Origin of the sequence: Mycobacterium bulgaricum, assembly GCF_041287165.2 — a bacterium.
GTDB classification, from domain to species: Bacteria; Actinomycetota; Actinomycetes; order Mycobacteriales; family Mycobacteriaceae; genus Mycobacterium; species Mycobacterium bulgaricum.
The window spans coordinates 865,589-888,103 of record NZ_JBGGKV020000002.1; the positions used below are offsets into that span (position 1 = coordinate 865,589).

General features: G+C 68.2%; 25 protein-coding genes. 18 read left to right on the forward strand and 7 right to left on the reverse strand.

Features of this window, described 5'->3' with window-relative positions:
- Positions 1 to 50: 50 nt before the first annotated feature.
- Complete coding sequence (locus ACAG24_RS10840) at positions 51 to 533, reverse strand: PH domain-containing protein (RefSeq protein WP_370471832.1); 483 nt, start codon at positions 531 to 533, stop codon at positions 51 to 53.
- Between the two features lie 64 nt (positions 534 to 597).
- Between ACAG24_RS10840 and ACAG24_RS10845 the strand changes: the two genes are divergently transcribed.
- The 6 genes from ACAG24_RS10845 (at position 598) to ACAG24_RS10870 (ending at position 7,060) form a co-directional block, all read left to right on the forward strand.
- Positions 598 to 1,515 (forward strand): SDR family NAD(P)-dependent oxidoreductase, encoded by a 918-nt coding sequence (locus tag ACAG24_RS10845; RefSeq protein WP_370471831.1) that lies wholly within the window; start codon positions 598 to 600, stop codon positions 1,513 to 1,515.
- A gap of 8 nt (positions 1,516 to 1,523) precedes the next feature.
- A complete protein-coding gene (moeA, locus tag ACAG24_RS10850; RefSeq protein ID WP_370471830.1) occupies positions 1,524 to 2,720 on the forward strand; it encodes a molybdopterin molybdotransferase MoeA in 1,197 nt (398 codons plus the stop codon).
- Between the two features lie 91 nt (positions 2,721 to 2,811).
- Positions 2,812 to 3,510 (forward strand): phosphatidylserine decarboxylase, encoded by a 699-nt coding sequence (locus ACAG24_RS10855; RefSeq protein ID WP_370471829.1) that lies wholly within the window; start codon positions 2,812 to 2,814, stop codon positions 3,508 to 3,510.
- A complete protein-coding gene (locus tag ACAG24_RS10860) occupies positions 3,510 to 4,379 on the forward strand; it encodes a CDP-alcohol phosphatidyltransferase family protein (RefSeq protein ID WP_370471828.1) in 870 nt (289 codons plus the stop codon). Before ACAG24_RS10855 ends, ACAG24_RS10860 begins: the two co-directional genes overlap by 1 nt.
- 1 nt (position 4,380) lies before the next feature.
- Complete coding sequence (locus tag ACAG24_RS10865; protein WP_370471827.1) at positions 4,381 to 6,549, forward strand: AAA family ATPase; 2,169 nt, start codon at positions 4,381 to 4,383, stop codon at positions 6,547 to 6,549.
- A 76-nt stretch (positions 6,550 to 6,625) separates the two neighbouring features.
- Entirely contained in the window at positions 6,626 to 7,060 is a 435-nt protein-coding gene (locus ACAG24_RS10870) for a DUF1707 domain-containing protein (protein ID WP_370471826.1), read from the forward strand.
- Here the strand turns inward: ACAG24_RS10870 and ACAG24_RS10875 are convergent.
- A complete protein-coding gene (locus ACAG24_RS10875) occupies positions 7,057 to 8,553 on the reverse strand; it encodes a potassium/proton antiporter (protein WP_370471825.1) in 1,497 nt (498 codons plus the stop codon). The genes ACAG24_RS10870 and ACAG24_RS10875 overlap by 4 nt on opposite strands.
- 30 nt (positions 8,554 to 8,583) lie before the next feature.
- Here ACAG24_RS10875 and ACAG24_RS10880 point away from each other — a divergent pair, with 30 nt between their 5' ends.
- From ACAG24_RS10880 to ACAG24_RS10920, 9 genes are all read left to right on the forward strand, one after another.
- A complete protein-coding gene (locus ACAG24_RS10880) occupies positions 8,584 to 9,279 on the forward strand; it encodes a potassium channel family protein (RefSeq protein ID WP_370471824.1) in 696 nt (231 codons plus the stop codon).
- A 57-nt stretch (positions 9,280 to 9,336) separates the two neighbouring features.
- Positions 9,337 to 12,207, forward strand: a complete 2,871-nt coding sequence (locus ACAG24_RS10885; protein ID WP_370471823.1) for a Na+/H+ antiporter subunit A — start codon at positions 9,337 to 9,339, stop codon at positions 12,205 to 12,207.
- On the forward strand, positions 12,204 to 12,674 hold the full coding sequence (locus tag ACAG24_RS10890; RefSeq protein ID WP_370471822.1) for a Na(+)/H(+) antiporter subunit C: 471 nt from the start codon (positions 12,204 to 12,206) through the stop codon (positions 12,672 to 12,674). Before ACAG24_RS10885 ends, ACAG24_RS10890 begins: the two co-directional genes overlap by 4 nt.
- Positions 12,671 to 14,281, forward strand: a complete 1,611-nt coding sequence (locus tag ACAG24_RS10895; RefSeq protein WP_370471821.1) for a Na+/H+ antiporter subunit D — start codon at positions 12,671 to 12,673, stop codon at positions 14,279 to 14,281. Before ACAG24_RS10890 ends, ACAG24_RS10895 begins: the two co-directional genes overlap by 4 nt.
- Positions 14,278 to 14,811 carry a Na+/H+ antiporter subunit E gene (locus ACAG24_RS10900; RefSeq protein ID WP_370471820.1) on the forward strand — a complete coding sequence of 178 codons (534 nt, stop codon included), beginning with the start codon at positions 14,278 to 14,280 and terminating at the stop codon, positions 14,809 to 14,811. Before ACAG24_RS10895 ends, ACAG24_RS10900 begins: the two co-directional genes overlap by 4 nt.
- Positions 14,808 to 15,095 (forward strand): monovalent cation/H+ antiporter complex subunit F, encoded by a 288-nt coding sequence (locus tag ACAG24_RS10905; protein ID WP_370471819.1) that lies wholly within the window; start codon positions 14,808 to 14,810, stop codon positions 15,093 to 15,095. Before ACAG24_RS10900 ends, ACAG24_RS10905 begins: the two co-directional genes overlap by 4 nt.
- The gene (mnhG, locus tag ACAG24_RS10910; RefSeq protein WP_370471818.1) at positions 15,092 to 15,460 is read left to right on the forward strand and encodes a monovalent cation/H(+) antiporter subunit G; all 369 of its coding nucleotides are present in this window, start codon (positions 15,092 to 15,094) and stop codon (positions 15,458 to 15,460) included. The genes ACAG24_RS10905 and mnhG overlap by 4 nt, the downstream gene beginning before the upstream one ends.
- Entirely contained in the window at positions 15,441 to 16,181 is a 741-nt protein-coding gene (locus tag ACAG24_RS10915) for an SAM-dependent methyltransferase (RefSeq protein WP_370472609.1), read from the forward strand. Before mnhG ends, ACAG24_RS10915 begins: the two co-directional genes overlap by 20 nt.
- Before the next feature lie 87 nt (positions 16,182 to 16,268).
- Positions 16,269 to 16,553, forward strand: coding sequence for a type VII secretion target (locus ACAG24_RS10920; protein WP_370472608.1), 285 nt, complete (start codon positions 16,269 to 16,271; stop codon positions 16,551 to 16,553).
- 12 nt (positions 16,554 to 16,565) lie between these two features.
- Here ACAG24_RS10920 and ACAG24_RS10925 read toward each other — a convergent pair whose 3' ends face one another.
- From ACAG24_RS10925 to napA, 5 genes are read right to left on the reverse strand one after another with little or no spacing between them, the layout of a single operon-like run.
- On the reverse strand, positions 16,566 to 17,198 hold the full coding sequence (locus ACAG24_RS10925) for an LON peptidase substrate-binding domain-containing protein (RefSeq protein WP_370471817.1): 633 nt from the start codon (positions 17,196 to 17,198) through the stop codon (positions 16,566 to 16,568).
- A 3-nt stretch (positions 17,199 to 17,201) separates the two neighbouring features.
- Positions 17,202 to 18,332 (reverse strand): glutamate--cysteine ligase, encoded by a 1,131-nt coding sequence (locus ACAG24_RS10930; RefSeq protein WP_370471816.1) that lies wholly within the window; start codon positions 18,330 to 18,332, stop codon positions 17,202 to 17,204.
- Complete coding sequence (gene sodC / locus ACAG24_RS10935; protein WP_370471815.1) at positions 18,313 to 19,023, reverse strand: superoxide dismutase[Cu-Zn]; 711 nt, start codon at positions 19,021 to 19,023, stop codon at positions 18,313 to 18,315. The genes ACAG24_RS10930 and sodC overlap by 20 nt, the downstream gene beginning before the upstream one ends.
- A 10-nt stretch (positions 19,024 to 19,033) precedes the next feature.
- Positions 19,034 to 19,489: a LytR C-terminal domain-containing protein gene (locus tag ACAG24_RS10940; protein ID WP_370471814.1), complete on the reverse strand. Its 456-nt coding sequence runs from the start codon at positions 19,487 to 19,489 to the stop codon at positions 19,034 to 19,036.
- 31 nt (positions 19,490 to 19,520) lie between these two features.
- Positions 19,521 to 19,829 (reverse strand): nucleoid-associated protein NapA, encoded by a 309-nt coding sequence (gene napA / locus ACAG24_RS10945; protein WP_024446174.1) that lies wholly within the window; start codon positions 19,827 to 19,829, stop codon positions 19,521 to 19,523.
- Between the two features lie 162 nt (positions 19,830 to 19,991).
- On the opposite strand from napA, the gene ACAG24_RS10950 reads away from it, so the two are divergent.
- From ACAG24_RS10950 to ACAG24_RS10960, 3 genes are read left to right on the forward strand one after another with little or no spacing between them, the layout of a single operon-like run.
- The gene (locus tag ACAG24_RS10950; protein WP_370471813.1) at positions 19,992 to 20,585 is read left to right on the forward strand and encodes a peptide deformylase; all 594 of its coding nucleotides are present in this window, start codon (positions 19,992 to 19,994) and stop codon (positions 20,583 to 20,585) included.
- Between the two features lie 3 nt (positions 20,586 to 20,588).
- Positions 20,589 to 21,488 (forward strand): N-acetylglutamate synthase, CG3035 family, encoded by a 900-nt coding sequence (locus tag ACAG24_RS10955; protein ID WP_370471812.1) that lies wholly within the window; start codon positions 20,589 to 20,591, stop codon positions 21,486 to 21,488.
- A gap of 4 nt (positions 21,489 to 21,492) precedes the next feature.
- Positions 21,493 to 22,311, forward strand: a complete 819-nt coding sequence (locus tag ACAG24_RS10960; RefSeq protein WP_370471811.1) for an exodeoxyribonuclease III — start codon at positions 21,493 to 21,495, stop codon at positions 22,309 to 22,311.
- The last annotated feature ends 204 nt before the right edge of the window (positions 22,312 to 22,515 follow it).

A 22,515-nucleotide genomic window follows, 5' to 3' on the forward strand; every position in this document is an offset into this window, starting at 1 on the left:
TGGGCTCAGCCGGGACCAGGCCGGGCCCGATTCGCTCCTCGCGTGCGCGGTCACGTGGCGTCCTCGGCACCCAGCGCCGCGATGTCGGTCAGCCGCGCCACCACCTGGTCGGCCACGTCGACGTCGAGGGCGACGATGCGCACCGCTCCGGCCGACGACGCGGTCGTCACCGTCACGTTCGCCAAGCCGAACAGCCGGTCCAGCGGTCCCCGGTACGTGTCGACGGTCTGCACTCGCGAAATCGGCGCGATGCGGCGCTCCTGCACCAGCCACCCCGACCGGGTGTGAACCGCCGTCCGGTCCAGCTCCCACCGGTGCACGCGGTAGCGCCACAGCGGTGCGACGACGACGGAAACGGCCGCACCGATGAGGGTGACGGCCGCGGCCAGAGCATGCAGCCAGAGCATCCGCCCGTCGAGCACGAACCACAGCGCCTGCGCCACGACGGCGACCATCCAGGGGACAGCGGCCCCGATGGCCCAGACGAGCGGCGCTTTCCGGCTCGGCGGGTGCGCCGGTTCGACCAGATGCACGCGTTCGACACTAGTGTCGGCCCGGAGGGTGAAGACGTGCGACGGTCTCCGTAAGTTGAGTGTCATGACCTCCAAATGGACTGCCGCCGACGTACCTGACCAGACCGGCCGCACCGCCATCGTCACCGGTGCCAACACCGGGATCGGCTACGAAGCCGCCCTGGTCCTCGCGGGCAAGGGCGCCCGCGTCGTCATCGCGGTGCGGGACGCCGGCAAGGGACAGAAAGCACTGGACGCGATCACCCGTCGGCATCCAGGCGCTTCCGTATCGCTCCAGGAGCTCGATCTGTCGTCTCTGGGCAGCGTCCGCAGGGCCACCGATGCGCTGCGTGCGGCCCACCCCCGCATCGACCTGCTGATCAACAATGCCGGAGTCATGTACCCGCCCAAGCAGGTAACCCGTGACGGGTTCGAGCTGCAGTTCGGCACCAACCACCTGGGACACTTCGCGTTCACCGGTCTGCTGCTGGACAACCTGCTCGAGGTCCCCGGGTCGCGCGTCGTGACCGTCGCCAGCATCGCCCACAACATCCGGGCCGGCATCCACTTCGAGGACCTGCAGTGGGAACGCAGCTACAACCGCGTCGCCGCCTACGGCCAGTCCAAGCTCGCCAACCTGATGTTCACCTACGAGCTGCAGCGCAGACTCGCCGCCAAGAACGCACCGACCGTCGCGGTGGCGGCCCACCCCGGCATCTCCAACACCGAGCTGATGCGCCACATCCCCGGCTCGAGCCTGCCCGGTTTCGCGACGGTGGCGGGCCTGGTCACCAACAGCCCCGCCGTCGGCGCGCTCGCCACGTTGCGGGCGGCGACCGACCCCGGTGTGCAGGGTGGCCAGTACTACGGTCCGTCCGGTTTCCGGGAACTTGTCGGCCACCCCGTGCTGGTGAAGTCCACCCAGCAGTCGCACGACGCCGCGGTGCAGCAGCGCCTGTGGACGGTCTCCGAGGAATTGACCGGCGTGAAGTTCGGGATCTGATGCCGCCGATGCGCTCAGTCGAAGAACACCGGCGCGTGGTCGCCGACCTGATCGCCGCGCGTCCCGCGACGCAGGTCCCGATCGCGGACGCACTCGGACTGGTCCTCGGCGCCGACGTGGTCGCACCGCTGTCGCTGCCGGGCTTCGACAACTCCGCGATGGACGGCTATGCCGTCGTCACCGAGGACATCGCAGCCGCCACCGACGAGAACCCGGTGGTCCTGCCCGTCGCCGAGGACATCCCCGCCGGACGCACCGACGTCCCGACGCTGACGCCGGGAACCGCGCACCGCATCATGACCGGCGCCCCGCTCCCCACCGGCGCCACGTCGGTGATCCCGGTGGAGTCCACCGACGGCGGGGTCGACACCGTGGCGATCCGCGCCGGCACGAAGGTCGGCCAGCACATCCGCCGAGCCGGCGAGGACGTCACCGCCGGAACGACGGTGCTGCTGGCCGGGCAGGTGGTGACGCCGGCGGCCCTCGGGTTGGCTGCGGCACTGGGTCTGGCCGAGCTGACGGTGCTGCCGCGCCTGCGGGTCCTCGTCATGTCGACCGGAACCGAGCTGGTGGCCGCAGGGACGCAGCTGCAGCCGGGGCAGATCTACGAGTCCAACGGCGTCATGCTGGCCGCCGCCGTGCGCGACGCAGGCGCCGAGGTGATCGCCTCACCGATGAGCGACGACAACGTGGACGCGTTTCGCGAGACGCTGCGAGCCCAGGCCGACGGCGCGGACCTCATCATCACCACCGGCGGCGTCAGCGCAGGCGCCTACGAGGTGGTCAAGGACGCACTGGGCGAAGGGAGCGTCGAGTTCGTCAAGGTCGCGATGCAGCCGGGGATGCCGCAGGGCGCGGGCACGGTCGACGGCACCCCGATCATCACGCTGCCCGGAAACCCGGTGAGCTCGCTGGTGTCGTTCGAGGTGTTCATCCGTCCCGCGCTACGGGCCGCGATGGGGCTAGCCGACAACGAACGGCCGCGCCGCTCCGCCACGCTCACCGAGGACCTGACGTCGCCACGCGGCAAGCGACAGTTCCGCCGCGGCGTGTTCGACCCCGTCACCGACACCGTGACCAGCTACGGCCCGCCGGCATCGCATCACCTGCGTTGGCTCGCGTCGGCGAACTGCCTGCTGGAGATCGACGAGGACACCGCCGAGCTGGCCGCCGGGTCACGTGCGCAGGTGTGGGACCTGCGCTAGCCCACCTCCCCGGCTGCCCACTCCTCGCGCAAGCGCTCGTCCCCGGCTGCGTACTCCTCGCGCAAGTGCTCGTCGGTAGACTCGCTGGACGATGGCCAGACGCCCCGACCTCAAGACAGGACCAGCGCGCCTGGCGGCCCTGGTTCGCACCACCGTTCCCCCGATGCACTCCGCCGGGCTGCCGTTCGTCGGCGCGAGCCTCGCGGTGGCAATCGCCGGACGCAACACCCGCTGGCTGCGCAACACCGGCCTCGCCGCCGCCGCCGCCAATGCCGCATTCTTCCGGCACCCGCCGCGCGTGGCGCCGACCCGGCCCGGTGTCGTCGTCGCCCCCGCCGACGGGCTGATCTGCCTGATCGAGGAGGAAGTCCCGCCGAGTGAACTCGGGCTTCCCGCAACACCTTTGCCACGCATCAGCATCTTCCTGTCGCTCTTCGACGCCCACGTGCAACGCGCCCCGCTCGCCGGTGAGGTGGTGGCCGTCAAGCACCGTCCCGGCCTGTTCGGCTCCGCCGAGCTGGCCGCGGCGAGCGAGGACAACGAACGCAACAGTGTCGTCATCCGCAGCCCGGAGGGCGCCGAGGTGATCGCCGTGCAGATCGCGGGTCTGCTGGCCCGCCGTATCGTGTGCAACGTCAAGCCCGGTGACAAGGTCGGCCTCGGCGACACCTACGGGCTGATCCGTTACGGATCCCGCCTCGACACCTACCTGCCCGCCGGATCGCGAATCCTGGTCTCGGTCGGGCAGCGATCGGTGGCGGGCGAGACCGTGCTGGCCGAGCTGCCCTGATGAGACCCCGCATCAAGACGCCGGTGGTCAGCGTCAAGATCCTGCCCAGCGCGATGACGGTCGCTGCCATCTGCCTCGGCCTGAGCGCGGTGAAGTTCGCCCTGGACGGCCGACCCACGGAGGCGATGGCGTTCCTCGCGATCGCCGCGATCCTCGATGCGCTCGACGGCAGGCTCGCCCGCGCGCTGAAGGCCACGTCGAAGATGGGCGAGGAGATCGATTCGCTGGCCGACGCGGTGAACTTCGGCGTCGCACCGGCGTTCATCGTCTACGGCACGCTGCTGTCGACGTCACGCATCGGGTGGATCGTCGTGCTGCTGTACGCCGTGTGCATCGTGCTGCGGCTCGCCCGCTACAACGCGATGCTGTCGGTCGATCAGCCCTCCTACGAGAAGAAGTACTTCACCGGCATGCCGGCGCCGGCGGGCGCGATCGGCGCGATCGGCCCGCTCGCCGCCAAAATGCAGTTCGGGGACGGCTGGTGGACCTCCGAGCCCGCCGTCGTCATCTGGATGATCGCGGTCTCGCTGCTGGTCGTCAGCACCCTGCCGATGCGCAAGATCCACACGTTCTCGGTGCCCCCCAACATGGTTGCGCCGCTGCTGGCTCTGCTCGCGATCGGCGTCGCAGCGTCCATCCTGTACGGCTACATCGTGATCCTGGTGATCATCGTGGCCTACTTCCTGCACATCCCGTTCGCGTTCCGCACCAAGCGATTCCTGGCCGCGCACCCTGAGGTGTGGGACGACAAGCCGCGTCAGCAGCGCGCCGCGCGGCGAGCGATCCGCCGCACACACCGGATCCATCGCACCGGCCAGCCGCGCCGCTCGATGATGCGCCTGGGCCTGCGCCGACCGCCACGGGGGTGACGTGCCCGATCTAGCCCTCACCGCCCGGCTCAACACCTCGGCGCTGGACTCCCGCCGCGGCGTGGTCCGGCTGCACCCCGAAGCGATTGCCGCGCTGGGCATCCGGGAATGGGACGCGGTCTCGCTGACCGGTTCGCGGACCACCGCAGCGGTGGTCGGGACGGCGCCCGCAGGCACACCCACGGGCACCGCGCTCCTCGACGACGTCACGCTGTCGAACGCGGGCCTGCGCGAGGACACCTCGGTGCTCGTCGCGCCCGTGACCGTCTACGGCGCGCGGTCGGTGACCCTGAACGGTTCGCGTCTGGCCACCCAGTCGATCACCGCGGCGACGCTGCGGCAGGCCCTGCTGGGCAAGGTGATGACGGTCGGTGACACCGTGTCGCTGCTCCCCCGCGACCTCGGCCCCGGCACCTCGACATCGGCGGCAAGTGCCGCGCTGGCCTCCTCGGTCGGCATCACGTGGACATCGGAGCTGCTGACCGTCACCGATGTCGATCCGGCGGGGCCCGTGAGCGTTCAGCCGAATTCGCTGGTGTGCTGGGGGGACTCGGTTGCCCCTGCCCGGCAGGACGCGACCCGCACGACCCAGGTCGTCGAGGCCGACACCGAGCCGCCGGCCGTCGGCTACGACGACCTCAAAGGCGCCCATGCCCAGGCAGGGCGACTCACCGAATGGCTCAAGCTGGCGCTGGACCAACCCGACCTGCTCGAAAAGCTGGGTGCGACAGCCAATCTGGGTGTCCTCGTGTCCGGGCCCGCCGGTGTGGGCAAGGCGACGCTGGTGCGCACGGTCTGTGCGGGCCGTCGCCTCGTGGAGCTCGACGGTCCAGAGGTCGGGTCACTGCGTCCGGAGGACAGGCTGGCCAACGTCTCGTCCGCCGTCGCCACCGTGCGGGACGGCGGCGGCGTGTTACTGGTCACCGACGTCGACGCCCTGCTGCCGGTACCGGCCGACCCGGTGGCGACGCTGATCCTCACCGAGTTGCGCTCGGCCGTCGCCACCAAAGGCGTCGCGTTCGTCGCGACGTCGGCCTTGCCGGACAACGTCGATCCCCGCCTGCGTGCACCGGACCTGTGCGACCGCGAGCTGGGGTTGAGCCTGCCTGACGGAGCCGTTCGCACCCAACTGCTCGAGGTGCTGCTGCGCGGCGTACCCGCCGCTGATCTCGATCTCGGCGAAATCGGCGAGCGCACACCGGGATTCGTCGTGGCAGATCTGGCCGCCGTGGTCCGTGAGGCGGCCCTGCGAGCGGCGGCGCGGGCCAGCGAAACAGGTGATGACCCGGCACTGGTCCAGGAGGACCTCGTCGGCGCGCTCGGGGTGATCCGCCCGTTGTCACGGTCGGCGGCAGAGGAGGTGTCGGTCGGCTCGGTCACCCTCGAAGATGTCGGCGACATGACCGAAACCAAACAGGCCCTGACCGAGGCCGTGCTGTGGCCGCTGCAGCACCCGGAGACCTTCCAGCGCCTCGGCGTCCAACCGCCGCGCGGCGTCCTGCTCTACGGTCCGCCCGGATGTGGCAAGACGTTCGTCGTTCGGGCCCTTGCGAGTTCGGGGAGGCTCAGCGTGCATGCCGTGAAAGGTGCTGAGCTGATGGACAAGTGGGTCGGCTCGTCGGAGAAGGCGGTGCGCGAGCTGTTCCAGCGCGCCCGGGACTCTGCGCCGTCACTGGTGTTCCTCGACGAGATCGACGCGCTGGCACCGCGTCGCGGGCAGAGCTTCGACTCCGGGGTCACCGATCGCGTCGTGGCCGCGATGCTGACCGAACTCGACGGCATCGAGCCGCTGCGCGACGTCGTCGTCCTCGGCGCGACGAACCGGCCCGACCTGATCGACCCGGCGCTGCTGCGCCCCGGGCGGCTGGAAAAGCTGGTCTACGTGCCGCCTCCCGATGCCGAGGCGCGCACGCAGATCCTCAAGACCGCAGGCAAGTCCGTGCCGCTGGCATCCGACGTGGATCTGGAGACCCTCGCCGCCGAACTCGACGGGTACAGCGCCGCCGATTGCGTGGCCCTGCTGCGCGAGGCCGCGCTGACGGCGATGCGCCGATCGATCGACGCCGCCGACGTCACGGCGGCCGACGTCGCGAAGGCCCGCGAGACCGTGCGCCCGTCGCTGGACCCGGCGCAGGTGGAGTCGCTGCGCAGGTTCGCGGAATCCCGCTAGCCGCTCGTCTAAATCTTGACACTGACTAGTTTCGGTGGCATCGTCGAACTAGTCGTTGTCAAGATTGGGAGGAATCATGACCGCTCCGACTGTGCGTGCCGGTGACCGCGAGCGCGAGGAAACCGCCGACCTGCTGGGCCAGGCGCTCGCGCAGGGCTATCTCGCCATGGCCGAATACGAGGCGCGGCTGCAGCAGGTGTACTACGCCCACAAGACCCCCGACCTGCGTCGGCTGACGGCAGATCTGCCGGTCGCCGAGCTCCGCCTCAACGACCCCCGACGCCAGGCGGCCAAGCTGGCGGCCGCGAAGCGGGGCATCCACCTCCACCTCGCCGCGTATCTGGCGATGGTCGTCATCGTGCTCACGGTGTGGCTGGCCGTCGGTCTGGGCGCCGGTTCCTGGTATTTCTGGCCCATTTGGCCGATCCTCGGCGCGGGCATCGGCGTCCTGAGCCACGCACTGCCGATCCGCCGCGGTTTCCCGGCATGCCCGGGAATCAAGGCGCGCTAGGCCGGGTCGCCGTACTCGTCGAACCAGAACGCCAGCTTGCCCCGGCGGCTGACCGCACGCAGCCGACGCTCGGCGAGGTCGCGCGTGGCCGTCGTCGTCACGATCATCAGCTCGTCGCCGATCTGCAGGCGCGTCACGCGCTCGGGGACGAACGGCTGCCCGGCCCGGATGATCAGCGTGATCACACTCGGATCGGGAAGCCGCAACTCCAGCACTGTCACGTTGTGCAGCCGTGACCCGGGCAGCACGGTCATCGTCAGCAACTCGGCGCCCAGTACGTCCAACGGCGCTGCGTCGACGTGGATCTCGCGGGTGGTGTCGCGCGGGATGAGGTTCAACCATTCGGCGACCAGGCGCAGACTGGGCCCCTGGATCACGGTGTAGAGCACCACGAGGATGAAGACGATGTTGAGCAACCGCCAGCTGTCGGGCACGCCCGCCACGATCGGGTAGGTGCACAGCACGATGGGCACCGCACCGCGCAGGCCCGCCCACGACAGGAACACCTGCTCGCGCCACGGCACCCGAAAACCGATGAGCGACACGAGGACCGACAGGGGACGGGCGAGCAGGAGCAGGACCAGGCCGGTGACGATGGCGGGCACCACCTCGTCGAGCAACTCGTCGGGCGACACCAGCAGCCCGAGGATGACGAACACGCCGATCTGGGCCAGCCAGCCGGACCCCTCCGCGAACGAGCGCGTCGCCGAGCGGTGCGGCAGGTTCGAGTTCGCCAGCACCACACCCGACAGGTATGCGGCCAGGAAACCGCTGCTGTGCACGGTGCCCGCCGCCGCGAACGCAACCATGCACAGCCCGAACGTCGCGAGCGGATAGAGGCCGGCGGCGGGTAACGCCATGCGGCGCAGCGTGATCGCGCCCAGGAAGCCGAATGCCAGCCCGATCACGATGCCGATCACCAACTCGTACAACAGCGTTCCGGCGATCGTGAGCGGGTCGAGGTCCAGCGGCGTCGCACTGAACAGAAGCACCAGGATCACCGCGGGCGCGTCGTTGAATCCCGACTCTGCTTCCAGCAGCCCACTGAGCCGCCTCGGCAGCGGCACCACGCGCAGCACCGAAAAGACCGCCGCGGCATCGGTGCTGGACACGACGGCGCCCAGCAGCAGTGCCAGCTGCCAGTCCATGCCGAGTAGCCAGTGCACGGCGGCCGCGGTCACCAGCGTGCTCACTCCGACGCCGACCGTTGCGAGCACACCGGCGGGCGCGAGTACTTTCCGGATGTCGTTGAAGCGGGTCGTCAAGCCGCCCTCGACGAGGATGATCGCCAACGCGGCGGTCCCCAGACCCTGTGCCAGCTGGGCGTTGTCGAACTCCAGACCCAGGCCGTCCTCGCCGACAAGCACACCGACCCCGAGGAACAGCAATAGGCTTGGCAGGCCGACCCCGGTGGCCAGCCGCGTCGCGGCGATGCTCGCCAGCAGCACGAGGCCGCCGATGAACAGCGCCACGTAGAGCTGGTGCAGGGTCACGGGTGTGAGTAAATCAGGAGGGGAGGCCCGATGCGTGTCGCGATCGCAGGCGCGGGCGCGGTCGGTCGTTCCGTCGCGCAGGAGCTCGTCGACTACGGCCACAAGGTCCTTCTGATCGAGAAGGACTTCCACCGCTACGAGCCCGACACGGTGCCGCGCGCCGAGTGGCTATGGGCCGACGCGTGCGAGGTGTCCTCGCTGGAGGAGGCCGAGATGCAGATCTGCGACGTCGCCATCGCCGCAACCGGTGACGACAAGGCCAACCTCGCGATGGCGCTGCTGGCCAAGTCGGAGTTCGGGATCGACCGCGTCGTCGCCCGCATCAACGACGCCCGCAACGAGTGGCTGTTCACCGAGGCGTGGGGTATCGACGTCGCGGTGTCGACCCCGCTCGCCCTCGTCGCCGCGGTCGAGGGCGCGATCGACGTCGGTCACCTCATCCGGTTGATGGCCCTGGGCAAGGACTCCAGGGGTGACCTCGGTCAGAGTGCGACGAACGTCGCGAAGTTCACGCTCCCCGAGGACAGTCCGCTCGTCGCGCAGCGGGTGCGCGATCTCGCGATGCCTGACGACAGCGCTCTCGTCACCCTGCTGCGCGGCAGGCATCTGATCGTCCCCGGCCCCGACGACGTGCTGCGCGCCGGAGACGAGCTGCTGTTCGTGTCCGCGTCCGGCGCCGAAGAGCGCATCGAAGACATGGTGACCGGCACCCGTAGACTGGAGTGACTCCAGAGTCAGTACGGCTGACTGCCGCCCACGACGAGACGGAGTCTCTTCCTCGCCATGCTCGCCATCCTCGCTGCCCACGCAGTCGCCGCCATGCTGGCACCGTTGCTCGTGTACCGCTGGGGTCGGATGGCGTTCTACCCGTTGGCGGTCGTCCCTCTCGCATCGCTGATCTGGGTGGTGCTCAACTGGCCGGCGAAAGGTCAGTCCCAGACCGTCAACGTGCCGTGGGTCCCCGGTCTGTCGATGGACATCACGCTGCGTTTCGACTCGCTCGCCGCGATCATGAGCGTCCTCGTCCTGGCCATCGGCGGGCTGGTGCTCTTCTATTGCGCGGACTACTTCCACCATCACGACGGCCACACCGAGAAGAGGCTTCCGAGCTTCGCCGCTGAGCTCGTCGCATTCGCCGGGGCCATGTTCGGCCTGGTCACCAGCGACAACATGCTGATGCTCTACGTGTTCTGGGAGATCACGACCGTCCTGTCGTTCCTCCTGGTCGGGCATTACGCCGAACGCGCGACCAGCCGCAGGGCCGCCACGCAGGCGCTGCTGGTCACGACGTTCGGCGGGCTCGCGATGCTCGTCGGCATCATCGTGATCGGCAACATCGCGGGCACCTTCCTGTTGTCGGAGTTGATCGCGAACCCTCCGACCGGCCTCGCCGCGTCGGTGGCCGTGGTGCTGATCCTGATCGGCGCGCTGTCGAAGTCGGCGATCGTGCCGATGCATTTCTGGCTGCCCGGCGCGATGGCCGCGCCCACACCCGTCAGCGCGTACCTGCACGCCGCCGCGATGGTGAAAGCCGGCGTATATCTGATCGCCCGCATGACGCCGGGGTTCGCCGACGGGCCCGAGTGGCGTCCGACCGTCATCACGCTCGGCGTGCTGACGATGTTGCTCGCCGGCTGGCGCGCCATCCGCGAGTACGACCTGAAGCTCATCCTGGCGTTCGGCACCGTGAGCCAGTTGGGCCTCATCACCGTCATGGTCGGCTCGGGCGGCAGCGAGATGATGCTGGCCGGACTCGCCATGCTGTGCGCGCACGCCATGTTCAAGGCCGCGCTGTTCATGGTCGTCGGCATCATCGACCATGCCACCGGCACCCGCGACATCCGCAGGCTCGCCTGGCTGGGCGACCGCAGCAAGCCTCTGCTCGTCATCGGTTGCGGTGCCGCGGCGAGCATGGGCGCGTTGCCTCCGTTCTTCGGGTTCGTCGCGAAGGAGGCGGATTTCGAGACGGTGCTGCACAGCCCTTATCTGGGTGCGGCGTCGCCATTCGTGCTCGCCGGGCTCGTCCTGGGCTCCGTGCTGACGACCGTCTACACCCTGCGCTTCGTGTTCGGCGCGTTCGGACGCAAGGGTCTACCGCAACCGAGCACCCGCGTCGATGAGATGCACCGCCCGGAGCCCGCTTTCCTCATCCCGCCGGGGATCCTTGCCGCGGCAGGGTTGCTGTTCGGTCTGTGGCCCAAGCCCCTCGACAGTCTTCTGTCCGACTACAGCGACACCGTGCCGGACCCCCGCGGCTATGAGGGTGACTACTACCTCGCGCTGTGGCACGGCGTGAACCTTCCGCTGCTGTTGTCGGCGTTGGTGCTCGCCGCGGGCATCGCGGTGTACGTCGGACGCGGACGGCTTCGCCAGACTCGCCTGGCGTTCCTTCCGCTGGGCAACGCGGACCGCATCTACGACGCGGTGATGCGGGGTGCCGACGTGCTGTCCGTGCGTCTCACCGCCGTCACCCAGCGCGGCTCGATCCCGGCGACGCAGGCGGTCATCCTGACGACCCTGGTGCTGGTGCCGGTCACCGTGCTCTTCCTCGGCGCCCGCGACCGTCCGGAGTTCGACCTGTGGGATTCGCCGCCGCAGGCGGTCGTCGGTGCGCTGATGCTCGCCGCGGCGCTGGCAGCCACCATCATGCGCAACCGCCTGGCAGCGGTCCTGATGGTCGGGGTGACGGGCTACGGCTGCGGTGCGCTCTTCGCGTTCCACGGCGCACCGGACCTCGCGCTGACACAGTTCCTCGTCGAGACGCTGACGCTGGTGGTCTTCGTGCTCGTCCTGCGGGTGCTGCCCGCCGAGACCGGCGGCGCCGACATCAAGAGGTTCCGCGTCCCCCGCGCGATCCTGGCGCTGGCCGTGGGCGCGACCGTGACGACACTCGCGGCGTTCGCGATGGCTGCCCGCACCGGCAGGCCGCTCGCCGACCTGTTGCCCGACGCCGCCTACGAACGGGGGCACGGCTCGAACACCGTCAATGTGCTGCTCGTCGACATCCGGGCCTGGGACACGATGGGCGAGGTGTCGGTACTGCTGGTGGCCGCCACCGGTGTCGCGTCGATGGTGTTCCGGCACAGGCGTTTCGGTGCCGCGCCGCGGGTCGCCGACGCCGGCCAGCCCGACATCGGGCAGCTGGCGCCGTTCGCGAGCAACAGCCCGGCGGTCGGGGAGATCACCTGGCTGCGCGGCAGCGAGTTGCGCGACCCGCGGCACCGGTCCCTGGTCCTGGAGGTTGCGACCCGGCTGATCTTCCCGGTCATGATGGTGCTGTCGGCATACTTCTTCTTCGCCGGCCACAATGTGCCCGGCGGCGGCTTCGCGGGCGGTTTGATGGCGGGGCTGGCTCTGGTCTTGCGCTATCTGGCGGGCGGACGCTATGAGCTCGGCGAGACGCTCCCGCTGGATGCGGGCAAAATCCTCGGCGCCGGACTGACATTGGCGGCAGGCACCGCGTTCGCGTCGCTGTTGGTGGGCGCGCCCGCGCTGTCGTCGGCGTTGATCCAGGTCGACGTGCCTGTGCTGGGGACGGTCAAATTCGTCACCGCGATCTTCTTCGATCTCGGGGTGTACCTGATCGTCGTGGGCCTGGTGCTCGACGTGCTCCGCAGCCTGGGTGCCCGCATCGACGAGGAGGCAACCCGATGACGACATTCCTGGTCCCCCTGATCATCGTCGGCGGCCTCACCAGCGCCGGGGTGTACCTGCTCCTGGAGCGGCATCTGACCCGAATGCTGTTGGGGTTGTTGTTGATCGGCAACGCGATCAACCTGCTGATCCTGACGGTGGCCGGGTCCTCCGGAAACCCGCCGGTGCGCGGCCGCACCAGCGGCGCGGAGACGACGACGGCAGATCCGTTGGCGCAGGCCCTCATTCTCACCGCGATCGTCATCACGATGGGTGTGGCGGCGTTCGTGCTCGCGCTGACCTACCGGTCGTACCGGTTGAACACCATGGAGGAGGTCATCAACGACCCCGAGGACGCGAGGGTCTCGAAGATGACGGGCACCGAGGTCGGCGAGGAGATCGAGGGCAGGCTGCAGCCCGACTCCTCCATCGACACCGACCTGCCCGACGAGCTCGATGCGCTTCCAGGACACGAGGGTTCCCGATGATCGACAGCCATCTCGCCTCGGTGCTGACCCCGCTGCCCGTGCTCGTACCGATGATCGCGGCGGCGATGACGCTGTTCGCCGGTCGCCAACCGCGCCTGCAGCGCCTGCTCACGGTGCTCGCATTGGGCATCGTGCTCGTTGTGTCGGCGATGCTCGTCTTCCTCGCCGACCGTGACGGCACCATCGCGCTGCAGGTCGGGGGTTGGGGACCGACGGAACCCGGTATGGGCCCGCTGGGCATCACGCTGGTCGTCGACCGGCTTTCGGCGCTGATGCTCGTGGTCTCGTCGATCGTGCTGCTGGCCGTGGTCTTCTACGCCATCGGGCAGGGCATCCGCGACGGCGACGAGCGGCAACCCGTTTCGATCTTCCTGCCCACCTATCTCGTGCTGTCGGCAGGCGTGTTCATGGCGTTCCTCGCCGGTGACCTGTTCAACCTGTTCGTCGGTTTCGAGGTGCTCCTGAGCGCAAGCTTCGTGCTGTTGACCATCGGCGCCAGCAAGGAGCGGGTGCGAGCCGGAATCTCCTACGTGATGGTCTCGATGGTCTCGTCGCTGATCTTCCTGTTCGGTATCGCGCTCGTCTACGCCACCACCGGGACGCTCAACTTGGCCGAACTGTCGGTGCGCCTGGAGGGCGTCGCCGAGGGCACCCGGATGGCGCTGTTCGCGGTGCTGCTCGTCGCTTTCGGTATCAAAGCCGCGGTGTTCCCGCTGTCGACCTGGTTACCGGACTCCTACCCGACCGCGCCCGCACCCGTCACGGCGGTCTTCGCAGGCCTGCTCACCAAAGTCGGTGTGTACGCGATCATCCGTGCGCATTCACTGTTGTTCCCCGGCGGCGGGATGGACGGCGTGCTGCTGGTGGCCGGCCTCCTGACGATGGTCGTGGGCATCTTCGGCGCGATCGCGCAGAGCGACATCAAACGGCTGCTGTCGTTCACCCTCGTCAGCCACATCGGCTACATGGTGTTCGGCATCGCACTGTCCAACGATCTCGGGATGGCAGGCGCCATCTATTACGTGGCGCACCACATCCTGGTTCAGACGACGCTGTTCTTGGTGGTGGGGTTGATCGAGCGGCAGGCCGGCGCATCGACGCTGCAGCGCCTCGGCGGGCTCGCCGCCGCCAGCCCGGTGCTGGCCTTCGTCTTCGTCGTGCCCGCCCTCAATCTCGGTGGCATCCCGCCCTTTTCGGGTTTCATCGGCAAGGTGGCGCTGCTGGAGGCCGGGGCCCAGGTCGGGTCGTCGCTGGCCTGGGTTCTGGTTGCCGGCAGCGTGATCACGAGCCTGCTGACGTTGTATGTGGTGGCCCGGGTGTGGACCAAGGCGTTCTGGCGGTCCCGCGAGGACGCACCGGAGGGGCATCTCTCGGCGGCCGCGCCGTCGGCGCTTCTCGCCGACGGCGAGGACATCGAATTGGTCGACCGCGGCGACGTCGGGCGGATGCCGGTCGGGATGCTGATCCCCACCGGTGCGTTGATCGCGGTGGGGCTGATGCTGACGGTGTTGGCGGGGCCGATCTTCGCCTACAGCAGCCGAGCCGCCGACGAGGTGCTCGACCGCGGCCAGTACATCAGCGCCGTACTCGGGGAGGGACCCGCATGAGGACGAACGCGCTGCGGATCTGGATGATCTGCTGGCTGATCCTGATCTGGGTGTTGTTGTGGGGCAACGTCTCTGCAGCCAACATCTTGTCCGGGCTCGCGGTGGCGCTGGTGATCACGCTGCTGTTGCCCCTGCCGCCCGTTCCGGTGGAGGGCAGGTTTCACCCGCTGTCGCTGGCCAAGCTCGTCGTCACCGTGGCGTACTGGCTTGTCGTGTCGTCGGTTCAGGTCGCCCTGCTCGCGCTCAAGCCCGGCCCGCCCCCGTTGACGGCGGTGTTGCGGGCCCATCTGGACATCAAATCCGACCTGGTGCTGGCGCTTGCGGTCAACATCCTGAACCTGACGCCGGGCAACATCGTCCTGGAGATCGATCAGGCCCGCAGGATGATCTACGTTCACGTGCTCGACGTCGGGTCCGACCGAACAGTGAACCGCTTCTACCACCAGGTCGACAAGCTGCAGAAGCTGTTGGTCGCCTCTTTCGAACGCGACGAGGACTGGAAGCCGTCGGCGGAGAAGGAGGTCGCGTGAGTTACGTATGGATCGCGGCAGGGGTGATGCTCTCGCTCGCGGCGCTGGCCACGATGGTTCGGATGCTGCTCGGTCCGACCACGTTGGATCGGCTGGTCGCCCTCGACACCCTCGTCGCGGTGACGTTGTGCGCGATCGGCACGTGGGCGGCGTTCAGTCTCGACACCACCGTCACATACAGCCTCACGGCCCTCGCCCTGATCACGTTCGTCGGTTCGGTGAGCGTCGCCAGGTTCCGCGTCCCGGACGTGGCGGACCCTGCCGACAAGGGGCCGCAGCGATGACCGTCTCCGACATCGTCGCCGCCGTGTTGATTCTCGGCGGGTCGGCACTGGCCCTCACCGCGGCGATCGGCGTGGTGCGATTCCCCGACACGCTCTCCCGGATGCATGCCGCCACCAAACCTCAGGTGCTCGGTCTGCTGCTGGTGCTGGCCGGCGCCGCCGTTCGGCTGAGCGGTCACGTCGACGTCGGCATGCTGATCCTGACCGGACTCTTCACGTTGATCACCGCACCGGTGATTGCCAACCGTGTCGGCCAGCTCGCCTACCGCGAGCAGAACATGCGTGACGACCTTGTGACCAGGGACGAAATGCATGATTTCGCCGCCGAACGGGAACACCCGTCCCATGACGGTGATGGACGGTGACCTCGGTGCGGCCAGTGGCGGCGTAGCGCGCACGGCGCTCGGCGGGACGATGGCTCGCGCCAAGGAGACGACGTCCCGGTTCCCGTTGTTCACCGATCCATACGCACAGCTGCTGCTGGACGCGGTGGGGACGGTGGAGTCACCTGCCACGACGGAGGACCACCAATATGCCGCGACGCGGACGAAGTGGTTCGACGAATTCTTCCTCGCCGCGAGCTCGGCGGGTATCGCGCAGGTCGTCATCCTCGCCCCCGGCTTGGACACCCGCGCTTGGCGACTGCCCTGGCTCAGCGACACCGTCATCTACGAGGTCGACGAACCCCAGGTGCTGGAATTCAAGGAGCGGGTGCTCGCCGAGTCAGGCGTGGCCCTCTCGGCGCGACGCGTCGCCGTGCCGTTCGAGTCGCGTGAGCACTGGCCCAAAACCCTGACGTCGCTGGGCTTCGACCACACCGAGCCGACCGCGTGGGCAGGCGAAGGACTTCCCGCCGGGCTCCCCGCCGAGACGCTGACCACGATCCTGGAGAAGGTCGAGCTCTACAGTGCGCGCGGAAGCCGTATCGCCGTCGAGGTCGGGTCGGACATGCCGATCGATGTCTCATGTTGGCTGTGTGAACGTCACTGGGAGGTCAACACGACGTCGGCAAACGAGCTGATGAACCGCTACCACCGCGGGCCGGTCACCGACGACAGCTTGTTCATCGACGGACGCAAGCTCTGACGAAAGCCGTTCCGCGAGAGCACAAAATCCCTCGGAATTGGTGCGCGGGGGCACCTCGTGGCTCGGGTAGCGTCGGCACCTATGACATTGATGGTCAACCCGGACATCCTGCGCGCCTTCGCAGGCCAGGTCGAGACGACCTCGACCTCGATCCGCGACGCCGACGTCGGCGCCAAGGTGTCCGCGGCGGCTGATGGACTCCCCGGATCCACCACCCAGTGGGCGGCACGACTCGTCGGCACGCATGTCGGCGAGCAGGCCAAGACGATCGCCGACAACGTCGCGAAGATGGGGACGGCGGTACGGGGTACCGGCGATTCCTACGAGGTGACCGACACCGACCTGGCCGGGAGCTTCACCGGCATCTTCTGAGTCGCCACCCGATCACTCCGACAGCTGAAACTCGACCATCGCGATGACGGTGTCCACTGCCTCCGACAGGGCGGTCACCCGCGCAGCAGCGCTTGGCGCCGCCAGCACCGCATATCGATCGGCCTGCCCGATCGGAAGCCGAGTGGTCAACGCGTACAGCCACTCTGCCGCGTTACCGGAGTCGTCTGCGCCGCGCACGATGTCGCGGGCATTGACCTGCGCACCCCGCGCCGCCGCGATCTTCTCGAACAAGCCCACCATCCGGTCCTCGATGTCGCGTATCGCATCGACATCGACCGGATCACCCGGTTCATCGGGCCACACCTCGATCACAGCCCTCGGGTACGGATCGTCCGGGAGCCACTCGAGTATCCGGATACGCTCCCCCAGAAGGCACTTCAGCCGAAACCGCCCTGACCCCATGTCGGCGTACTCGGCGATCCGAGCCAGCACCCCGACATCGCTGCGGGAATCGCCGCCTCCCACTTCACGGCCCGCCGCGATCAGCACAACCCCGAACACCGGATCCTCCGAGGCCAAACACGTCTGCACGAGCGCTGAATACCTGGGCTCGAAGATCCGCAGCGGCAACTCCTCGCCCGGCAGCATGGCCACCTCGAGAGGGAACATCGGCAGAGTCGGCATTCGCTACAGCACCAACTCCGCGACCAGCGCATCCACCACGGCCCGCAGATCACCGTCATGCTCCTCGGCGACGCGGCGCTGCCGCTGGTAGGAAGCGCCGCTGCGGTAGATGTCGGGGATGCGTGCCAGATCGTCAACACAGTTCAGCCGCTTGGCGATTGGCTGCAGGCGCTCCACCAGGTCGTCCAGATCCTCGGTGACCAGCCGTTCGTTGCTGTCGGCATCGAGGATGATGATCGCGTCCAGCCCGTAACGCGCTGCGCGCCACTTGTTCTCCTGGACATGCCACGGTGGCATCACCGGCAGCGATTCGCCGGCGTCCATCCGCCGGTCCAGGTCCACGATCAGGCAATGGGTCAGTGCCACCAGGGCCGAGAGCTCGTGAAGATTGGAAACCCCGTCGAAGATCCGGACCTCGATGGTGCCCAGATGTGGTGAAGGCCTTATGTCCCAACGGATCTCGTTCATGTGATCGATGATCCCGGTCTTCTTCTGATCGCTGACGAAGCGTTCCCACTCGCGCCATTCCTGAAAGTGGAACGGCAGCCCGGCGGTCGGCAACTGCTGGAACATCATGGCCCGGTTGCTCGCGTAGCCGGTGTCCTCGCCGTCCCAGAACGGTGACGACGCCGACAGCGCCAGCAGATGCGGGTACTGATGCAGCAACGAGGTGATGATGGGCATCACCTTGTGCGCGGAGGACACCCCGACGTGAACGTGCACACCCCAGATCGTCATCTGCCGTCCCCACCACTGGGTCCGCTTGATCAGCTCCGCGTAGCGCGGGGCGTCGGTCAGCTTCTGCGCCGACCAGTCCGCGAAAGGATGCGTCCCTGCACAGAACAATTCCATTCCGCGCTCGCGCACGATCTTGCGCACCGGCCGCAGCGTGGCGGCAAGGTCGTCCATGGCCTGGCCGGAGTTCTCGCAGATCCCCGTCACGACCTCAACGGTGTTGCGCAGCAGCTCCTTGTGCACGCGCGGGTTCTCGCCGATCTCGGCGATCACCGATGCGGCTTCGTTGCTCAGATCCCGGGTTTGGGCGTCGACCAGTGCGAATTCCCACTCGACCCCCAGGGTCGGCCGTGCCGACCCGGCGAAATCAATCCTGCTGTCAGGATCCGGTGATGACACCGCAGGCCACCCGCGCTCCGGCGTCGCCGGTCGCCAGGGTGGTCTGGTCCGGTGGCGGCGCACCGTCGACCTGCTGGTAGCGCTCCGGCGGGATGTTGGCGAAGTTGTCGGCCTTTTCGTGGATGATGATCGCCGTACCGGCGCCGTTCATCAGGTCCTCGGCGGTGAACGCGTCGGTGGTGGTCACGATCCTGGCCGAGCCGTCTTCACGGACCTGCAGCGAGGACAGGTCGCCGCTGGCGGGGTGGCCGCTGTGGCCGGGAACCTGGAAGTGACCGCCCGCGGAGTTGAAGTCGGCGGGCGCGCCACCGGTCGGTGCGACGGAGTTGGCTTCGCACTTGCCCACCGAGTGGATGTGCATGCCGTGGAAGCCGGGCTCCAGTTGACCCGCTGCGGTGGTCTCGACGGTGATGGTGGCGTAGCCGTCGGAGAATGCGATCTCGGCGTTGGCGACCGTAGTGCCGTCGGCGAGGTTCAGTTCCGCGGTCAGTGTCTGGCCGCCGCCTTCACCGGACCCGCCGCCCTGGCCGGACCCGGGCTCCTCGGCCCCCGCGGTCGGCGAGGGCGAGCCGGTCCACACCGGAGGCGTGGTGCCGGGCGCATCGGAGGGCACGTCTCCCGGAGGAGAACACGCACTCAACGCCAGTGCGGGCACTGCGAACAGGGTGGCGGCAGCGACGGACCTGAGCATGAGCTAGAGCCTAGCCGGTAACCAGTACGACCACTCCCGGCGGCTGCTCCGTGAGTTGGGGCACCCGCGGGGCGACCGGCGCTTCCAGCAATCGGCCCACCTCTTCGGCGGCCTGCTGTTCGCCTTCGGTCTCACCGAAGTACACCGTGGTCACTGTCACGTCCGGCACCTCGAGGTTGCCGGTCTCGGTGACGTTCCATTCGGCGTCGCGCAACCGGGTGGCGACGCCCTCGGCGGCGCCTTCGGTGGTCGAAATGTTGAAGACGCGCACTTCGGGCCTTGCCGGCGCAGCGGGCGTCGTCGTCGTGGTCGCGGTCGTGGTGACCGTCGTCGAAGAGGACGACGACTCGTCGTCGCCGGAGCTGCTCAATGCCTGGAACCCGACGAGCAGGAACACGACGCCGAGGAACAGAAGCACCATCACGATGGCGCGGAGGGGCAGTCCCGAGGATTCTCGCTGGTTCATCGGCGCCTACTGTATCGCGGGCCCGGCTGCCCTAAGTGACGTCGAATCCGAGGCGGCGAGCAGCGCGCGCCTTCTGCCTGCTGGCACGGAGCCGACGGAGGCGCTTCACTAGCATCGGGTCGGCCGCCAGAGCTTCCGGCCGGTCCACCAGCGCGTTGAGCACCTGGTAGTAGCGCGTCGCCGACATCGAGAAGAGCTCTTTGATGGCGTCTTCTTTCGAGCCTGCGTACTTCCACCACTGGCGCTCGAAGGCCAAGATGTCATGCTCGCGACGGGTCAGACCGTCGGTGGGCTCGGTGCCGTCCCCAGAACGTTCAGCCCGCGCGATGGCGCCGTCCATATCGCTTCTTGGACCCTTCCGGAAGGAGAATGACATAGCTGTGGTTTGCGCGGTTATTCAATCACGGTTGGGTCACGCGCACCGTCACCAATCGCCGCGAGTCGGCAGCGAAAACTCGGCAGCGAAAACGAGGTCGCATCCGTCTCCCCCTAAGCTCCTCACATGGCCGTACGACCAATCCGCATCGTGGGAGATCCCGTCCTGCACACCGCGACCGAACCGATACCTGTCGGTGCAGACGGTTCGCTGCCCGCTGATCTGGCGGATCTCATCGCCGATCTCTACGAGACGATGGACGCCGCGAACGGAGTAGGGCTGGCAGCCAACCAGATCGGCGTCAACAAACGGGTCTTCGTCTACGACTGTGCCGACGCCCGCAAGAAGACGACGCGCAGGCGTGGTGTCGTCGTCAACCCGGTGCTGGAGACCTCCGAGGTTCCCGAGACGATGCCGGACCCCGACGATGACGACGAGGGCTGCCTGTCGGTGCCCGGCGAGTCATTCCCGACGGGCCGCGCGAACTGGGCCCGCGTGACGGGTCTGGACGCCGACGGAACGCCGATCACCATCGAGGGCACCGATCTGTTCGCGCGGATGCTGCAACACGAGACGGGACACCTGGACGGCTTCCTCTATCTGGACCGGCTGATCGGGCGAAATGCGCGCAGCGCCAAGAAAGTGGTGAAGAGCCACGGTTGGGGTGTGCCCGGCTTGTCCTGGATGCCGGGCGAGGATCCCGACCCGTTCGGCCACTGACCGGTGATCGACCTGCCGGAGTTCGGGACCCGGGTCAGCCTGCGTTACCGACTCCCCGCCGACGAGGCTCGGCCGATGACCGACGTCGTCGGCCACATTGTCGATCCCGGTGGCGATCCCGGCCGTGTCGTGCGGATCCGGACGCGCCACGGCGACGTGGTGGACGTCGCCGTCGACGACGTGCTGGCGGTGCGCGTGGTACCGGAGATGCCGGTGCGCACCGGGGAGATCCGCAACCTCGAGCACGCGGCCGCGTTGGCCTGGCCCGGAACCGAACAGCACTGGCTCAACGGCTGGTTGCTCCGGTTCGGTGGCGGAGCGACCCGACGCGCGAATTCCGCGGTGCCACTGCGGTATTCGTCGGTCGCCGAGATCGCCCAGACCTTGGACATGTACGCCGCGCGCGGCCTGCCCGCTCTGGTGTCGGTGCCCGACAGACTGATCCGGCTGCCGGAGGGTATCCCGGCCGACGCCGAAAACCTCGTCATGACAACCGATGTCACGCCCACGGTGGAGGTTCGCGTAGCGCCGGCACCCGACTCGTCGTGGTTGACGCTCTACGAGCGGGACGTGCCGGTCGACATCCTCACCGCCGTGGTCGACGGCGAGGTGGGTTTCGGCGAGCTGGCCGGGGCTGCCGTGGGACGGGTTGCGGTCACGGCGGCGCCGGACGGCACGCGATGGGCGGGCCTGTCGGCGGTACACGTCTCGGAGAGTGCGCGCCGGCAGGGCCTGGCGAGGCAACTTTGCGAGGGACTTCTGACGTGGGCTTTCGCGCGTGGTGCCACGCGCGCCTACGTCCAGGTCGTGGCTGACAACGCGGCCGCCCGCGCGCTGTACGAGTCGATGGGCTTCCAGGTGCACCACCGCTCGCGCTACGTCCGCGCCGAAGACCTACTGTGAAGCCATGCGCCTGGCCACCTGGAACGTCAACTCCATTCGCGCCCGGGTCGACCGTGTCTCCGACTGGCTGGAACGCGCCGAGGTGGACGTCCTCGCGATGCAGGAGACGAAGTGCTCTGACGATCAGTTCCCGACAATGCCGTTCGCAGCACTGGGCTATGACGTTGTCCACTGCGGTTTCAACCAATGGAACGGTGTGGCCATCGCCTCGCGCGTCGGCATCGATGACGTCGCGGTGGGGTTCGACGGTCAGCCGACGTGGACTGACAAGCCTGACGTAGAGGCGGCTGCCGAAGCCCGGGCGTTGGGCGCCACATGTGGCGGGGTGCGGGTGTGGAGCCTGTACATCCCCAACGGTCGCAGTGTCGGCTCCCCGCACTACGTGTACAAACTGGAATGGCTTGCCGCACTTCGCGATACGGCGTCGTCGTGGCTCACCGAAGATCCTGGTGCACCCATCGCCCTGGTCGGGGACTGGAACATCGCACCCATGGACGACGATGTGTGGGACATCTCGTTGTTCGCCGAGAGCACCCACGTCACACCGCCGGAGCGCGCGGCCTTCGAGTCCGTCGTGGATGCCGGATTCGCCGATGTGGTAAGGCCTTTCACGCCAGGGCCGGGGACGTTCACCTATTGGGACTACACCCAGCTTCGGTTCCCGAAGAACCGGGGCATGCGCATCGATTTCATCCTCGGCTCGCCGGCGTTGGCCGCGCGGGTGACCCACGCCGAGATCGCCCGTGACGAGCGCAAGACGGGCAAGGACCGCGTCGGATCGCCCAGCGATCATGCACCGGTCGTCGTCGACCTGGATGCATAACACTGCCGCCTGAGCGAGCCTGACAGAAATCAGTGCGCCAACCTGTCGGTGTGCCCAACTAGACTCGAACACGTGTTCGATGGGTCGCTTCCGGAGCCTTCTGCGTTGGGTGCTGTCAGCGACAGGGTGCTGGCTGGGGCGATTTCGGGGTGGGCGGCGGTGTCGGCGGCTGCGGAGGCCCGCAAGCTGGCGGCGGTCGCGGAG

What these genes read in the sequence shown, in the direction of transcription:
- ACAG24_RS10845 (WP_370471831.1), top strand. Translation starts at nt 598, where the DNA reads ATGACCTCCAAATGGACTGCCGCCGACGTACCTGACCAGACCGGCCGC.
- moeA (WP_370471830.1), top strand. Translation starts at nt 1,524, where the DNA reads ATGCGCTCAGTCGAAGAACACCGGCGCGTGGTCGCCGACCTGATCGCC.
- ACAG24_RS10855 (WP_370471829.1), top strand. Translation starts at nt 2,812, where the DNA reads ATGGCCAGACGCCCCGACCTCAAGACAGGACCAGCGCGCCTGGCGGCC.
- ACAG24_RS10860 (WP_370471828.1), top strand. Translation starts at nt 3,510, where the DNA reads ATGAGACCCCGCATCAAGACGCCGGTGGTCAGCGTCAAGATCCTGCCC.
- ACAG24_RS10870 (WP_370471826.1), top strand. Translation starts at nt 6,626, where the DNA reads ATGACCGCTCCGACTGTGCGTGCCGGTGACCGCGAGCGCGAGGAAACC.
- ACAG24_RS10880 (WP_370471824.1), top strand. Translation starts at nt 8,584, where the DNA reads ATGCGTGTCGCGATCGCAGGCGCGGGCGCGGTCGGTCGTTCCGTCGCG.
- ACAG24_RS10885 (WP_370471823.1), top strand. Translation starts at nt 9,337, where the DNA reads ATGCTCGCCATCCTCGCTGCCCACGCAGTCGCCGCCATGCTGGCACCG.
- ACAG24_RS10890 (WP_370471822.1), top strand. Translation starts at nt 12,204, where the DNA reads ATGACGACATTCCTGGTCCCCCTGATCATCGTCGGCGGCCTCACCAGC.
- ACAG24_RS10895 (WP_370471821.1), top strand. Translation starts at nt 12,671, where the DNA reads ATGATCGACAGCCATCTCGCCTCGGTGCTGACCCCGCTGCCCGTGCTC.
- ACAG24_RS10900 (WP_370471820.1), top strand. Translation starts at nt 14,278, where the DNA reads ATGAGGACGAACGCGCTGCGGATCTGGATGATCTGCTGGCTGATCCTG.
- mnhG (WP_370471818.1), top strand. Translation starts at nt 15,092, where the DNA reads ATGACCGTCTCCGACATCGTCGCCGCCGTGTTGATTCTCGGCGGGTCG.
- ACAG24_RS10915 (WP_370472609.1), top strand. Translation starts at nt 15,441, where the DNA reads ATGACGGTGATGGACGGTGACCTCGGTGCGGCCAGTGGCGGCGTAGCG.
- ACAG24_RS10925 (WP_370471817.1), bottom strand. Translation starts at nt 17,198, where the DNA reads ATGCCGACTCTGCCGATGTTCCCTCTCGAGGTGGCCATGCTGCCGGGC.
- sodC (WP_370471815.1), bottom strand. Translation starts at nt 19,023, where the DNA reads ATGCTCAGGTCCGTCGCTGCCGCCACCCTGTTCGCAGTGCCCGCACTG.
- ACAG24_RS10940 (WP_370471814.1), bottom strand. Translation starts at nt 19,489, where the DNA reads ATGAACCAGCGAGAATCCTCGGGACTGCCCCTCCGCGCCATCGTGATG.
- napA (WP_024446174.1), bottom strand. Translation starts at nt 19,829, where the DNA reads ATGGACGGCGCCATCGCGCGGGCTGAACGTTCTGGGGACGGCACCGAG.
- ACAG24_RS10950 (WP_370471813.1), top strand. Translation starts at nt 19,992, where the DNA reads ATGGCCGTACGACCAATCCGCATCGTGGGAGATCCCGTCCTGCACACC.
- ACAG24_RS10960 (WP_370471811.1), top strand. Translation starts at nt 21,493, where the DNA reads ATGCGCCTGGCCACCTGGAACGTCAACTCCATTCGCGCCCGGGTCGAC.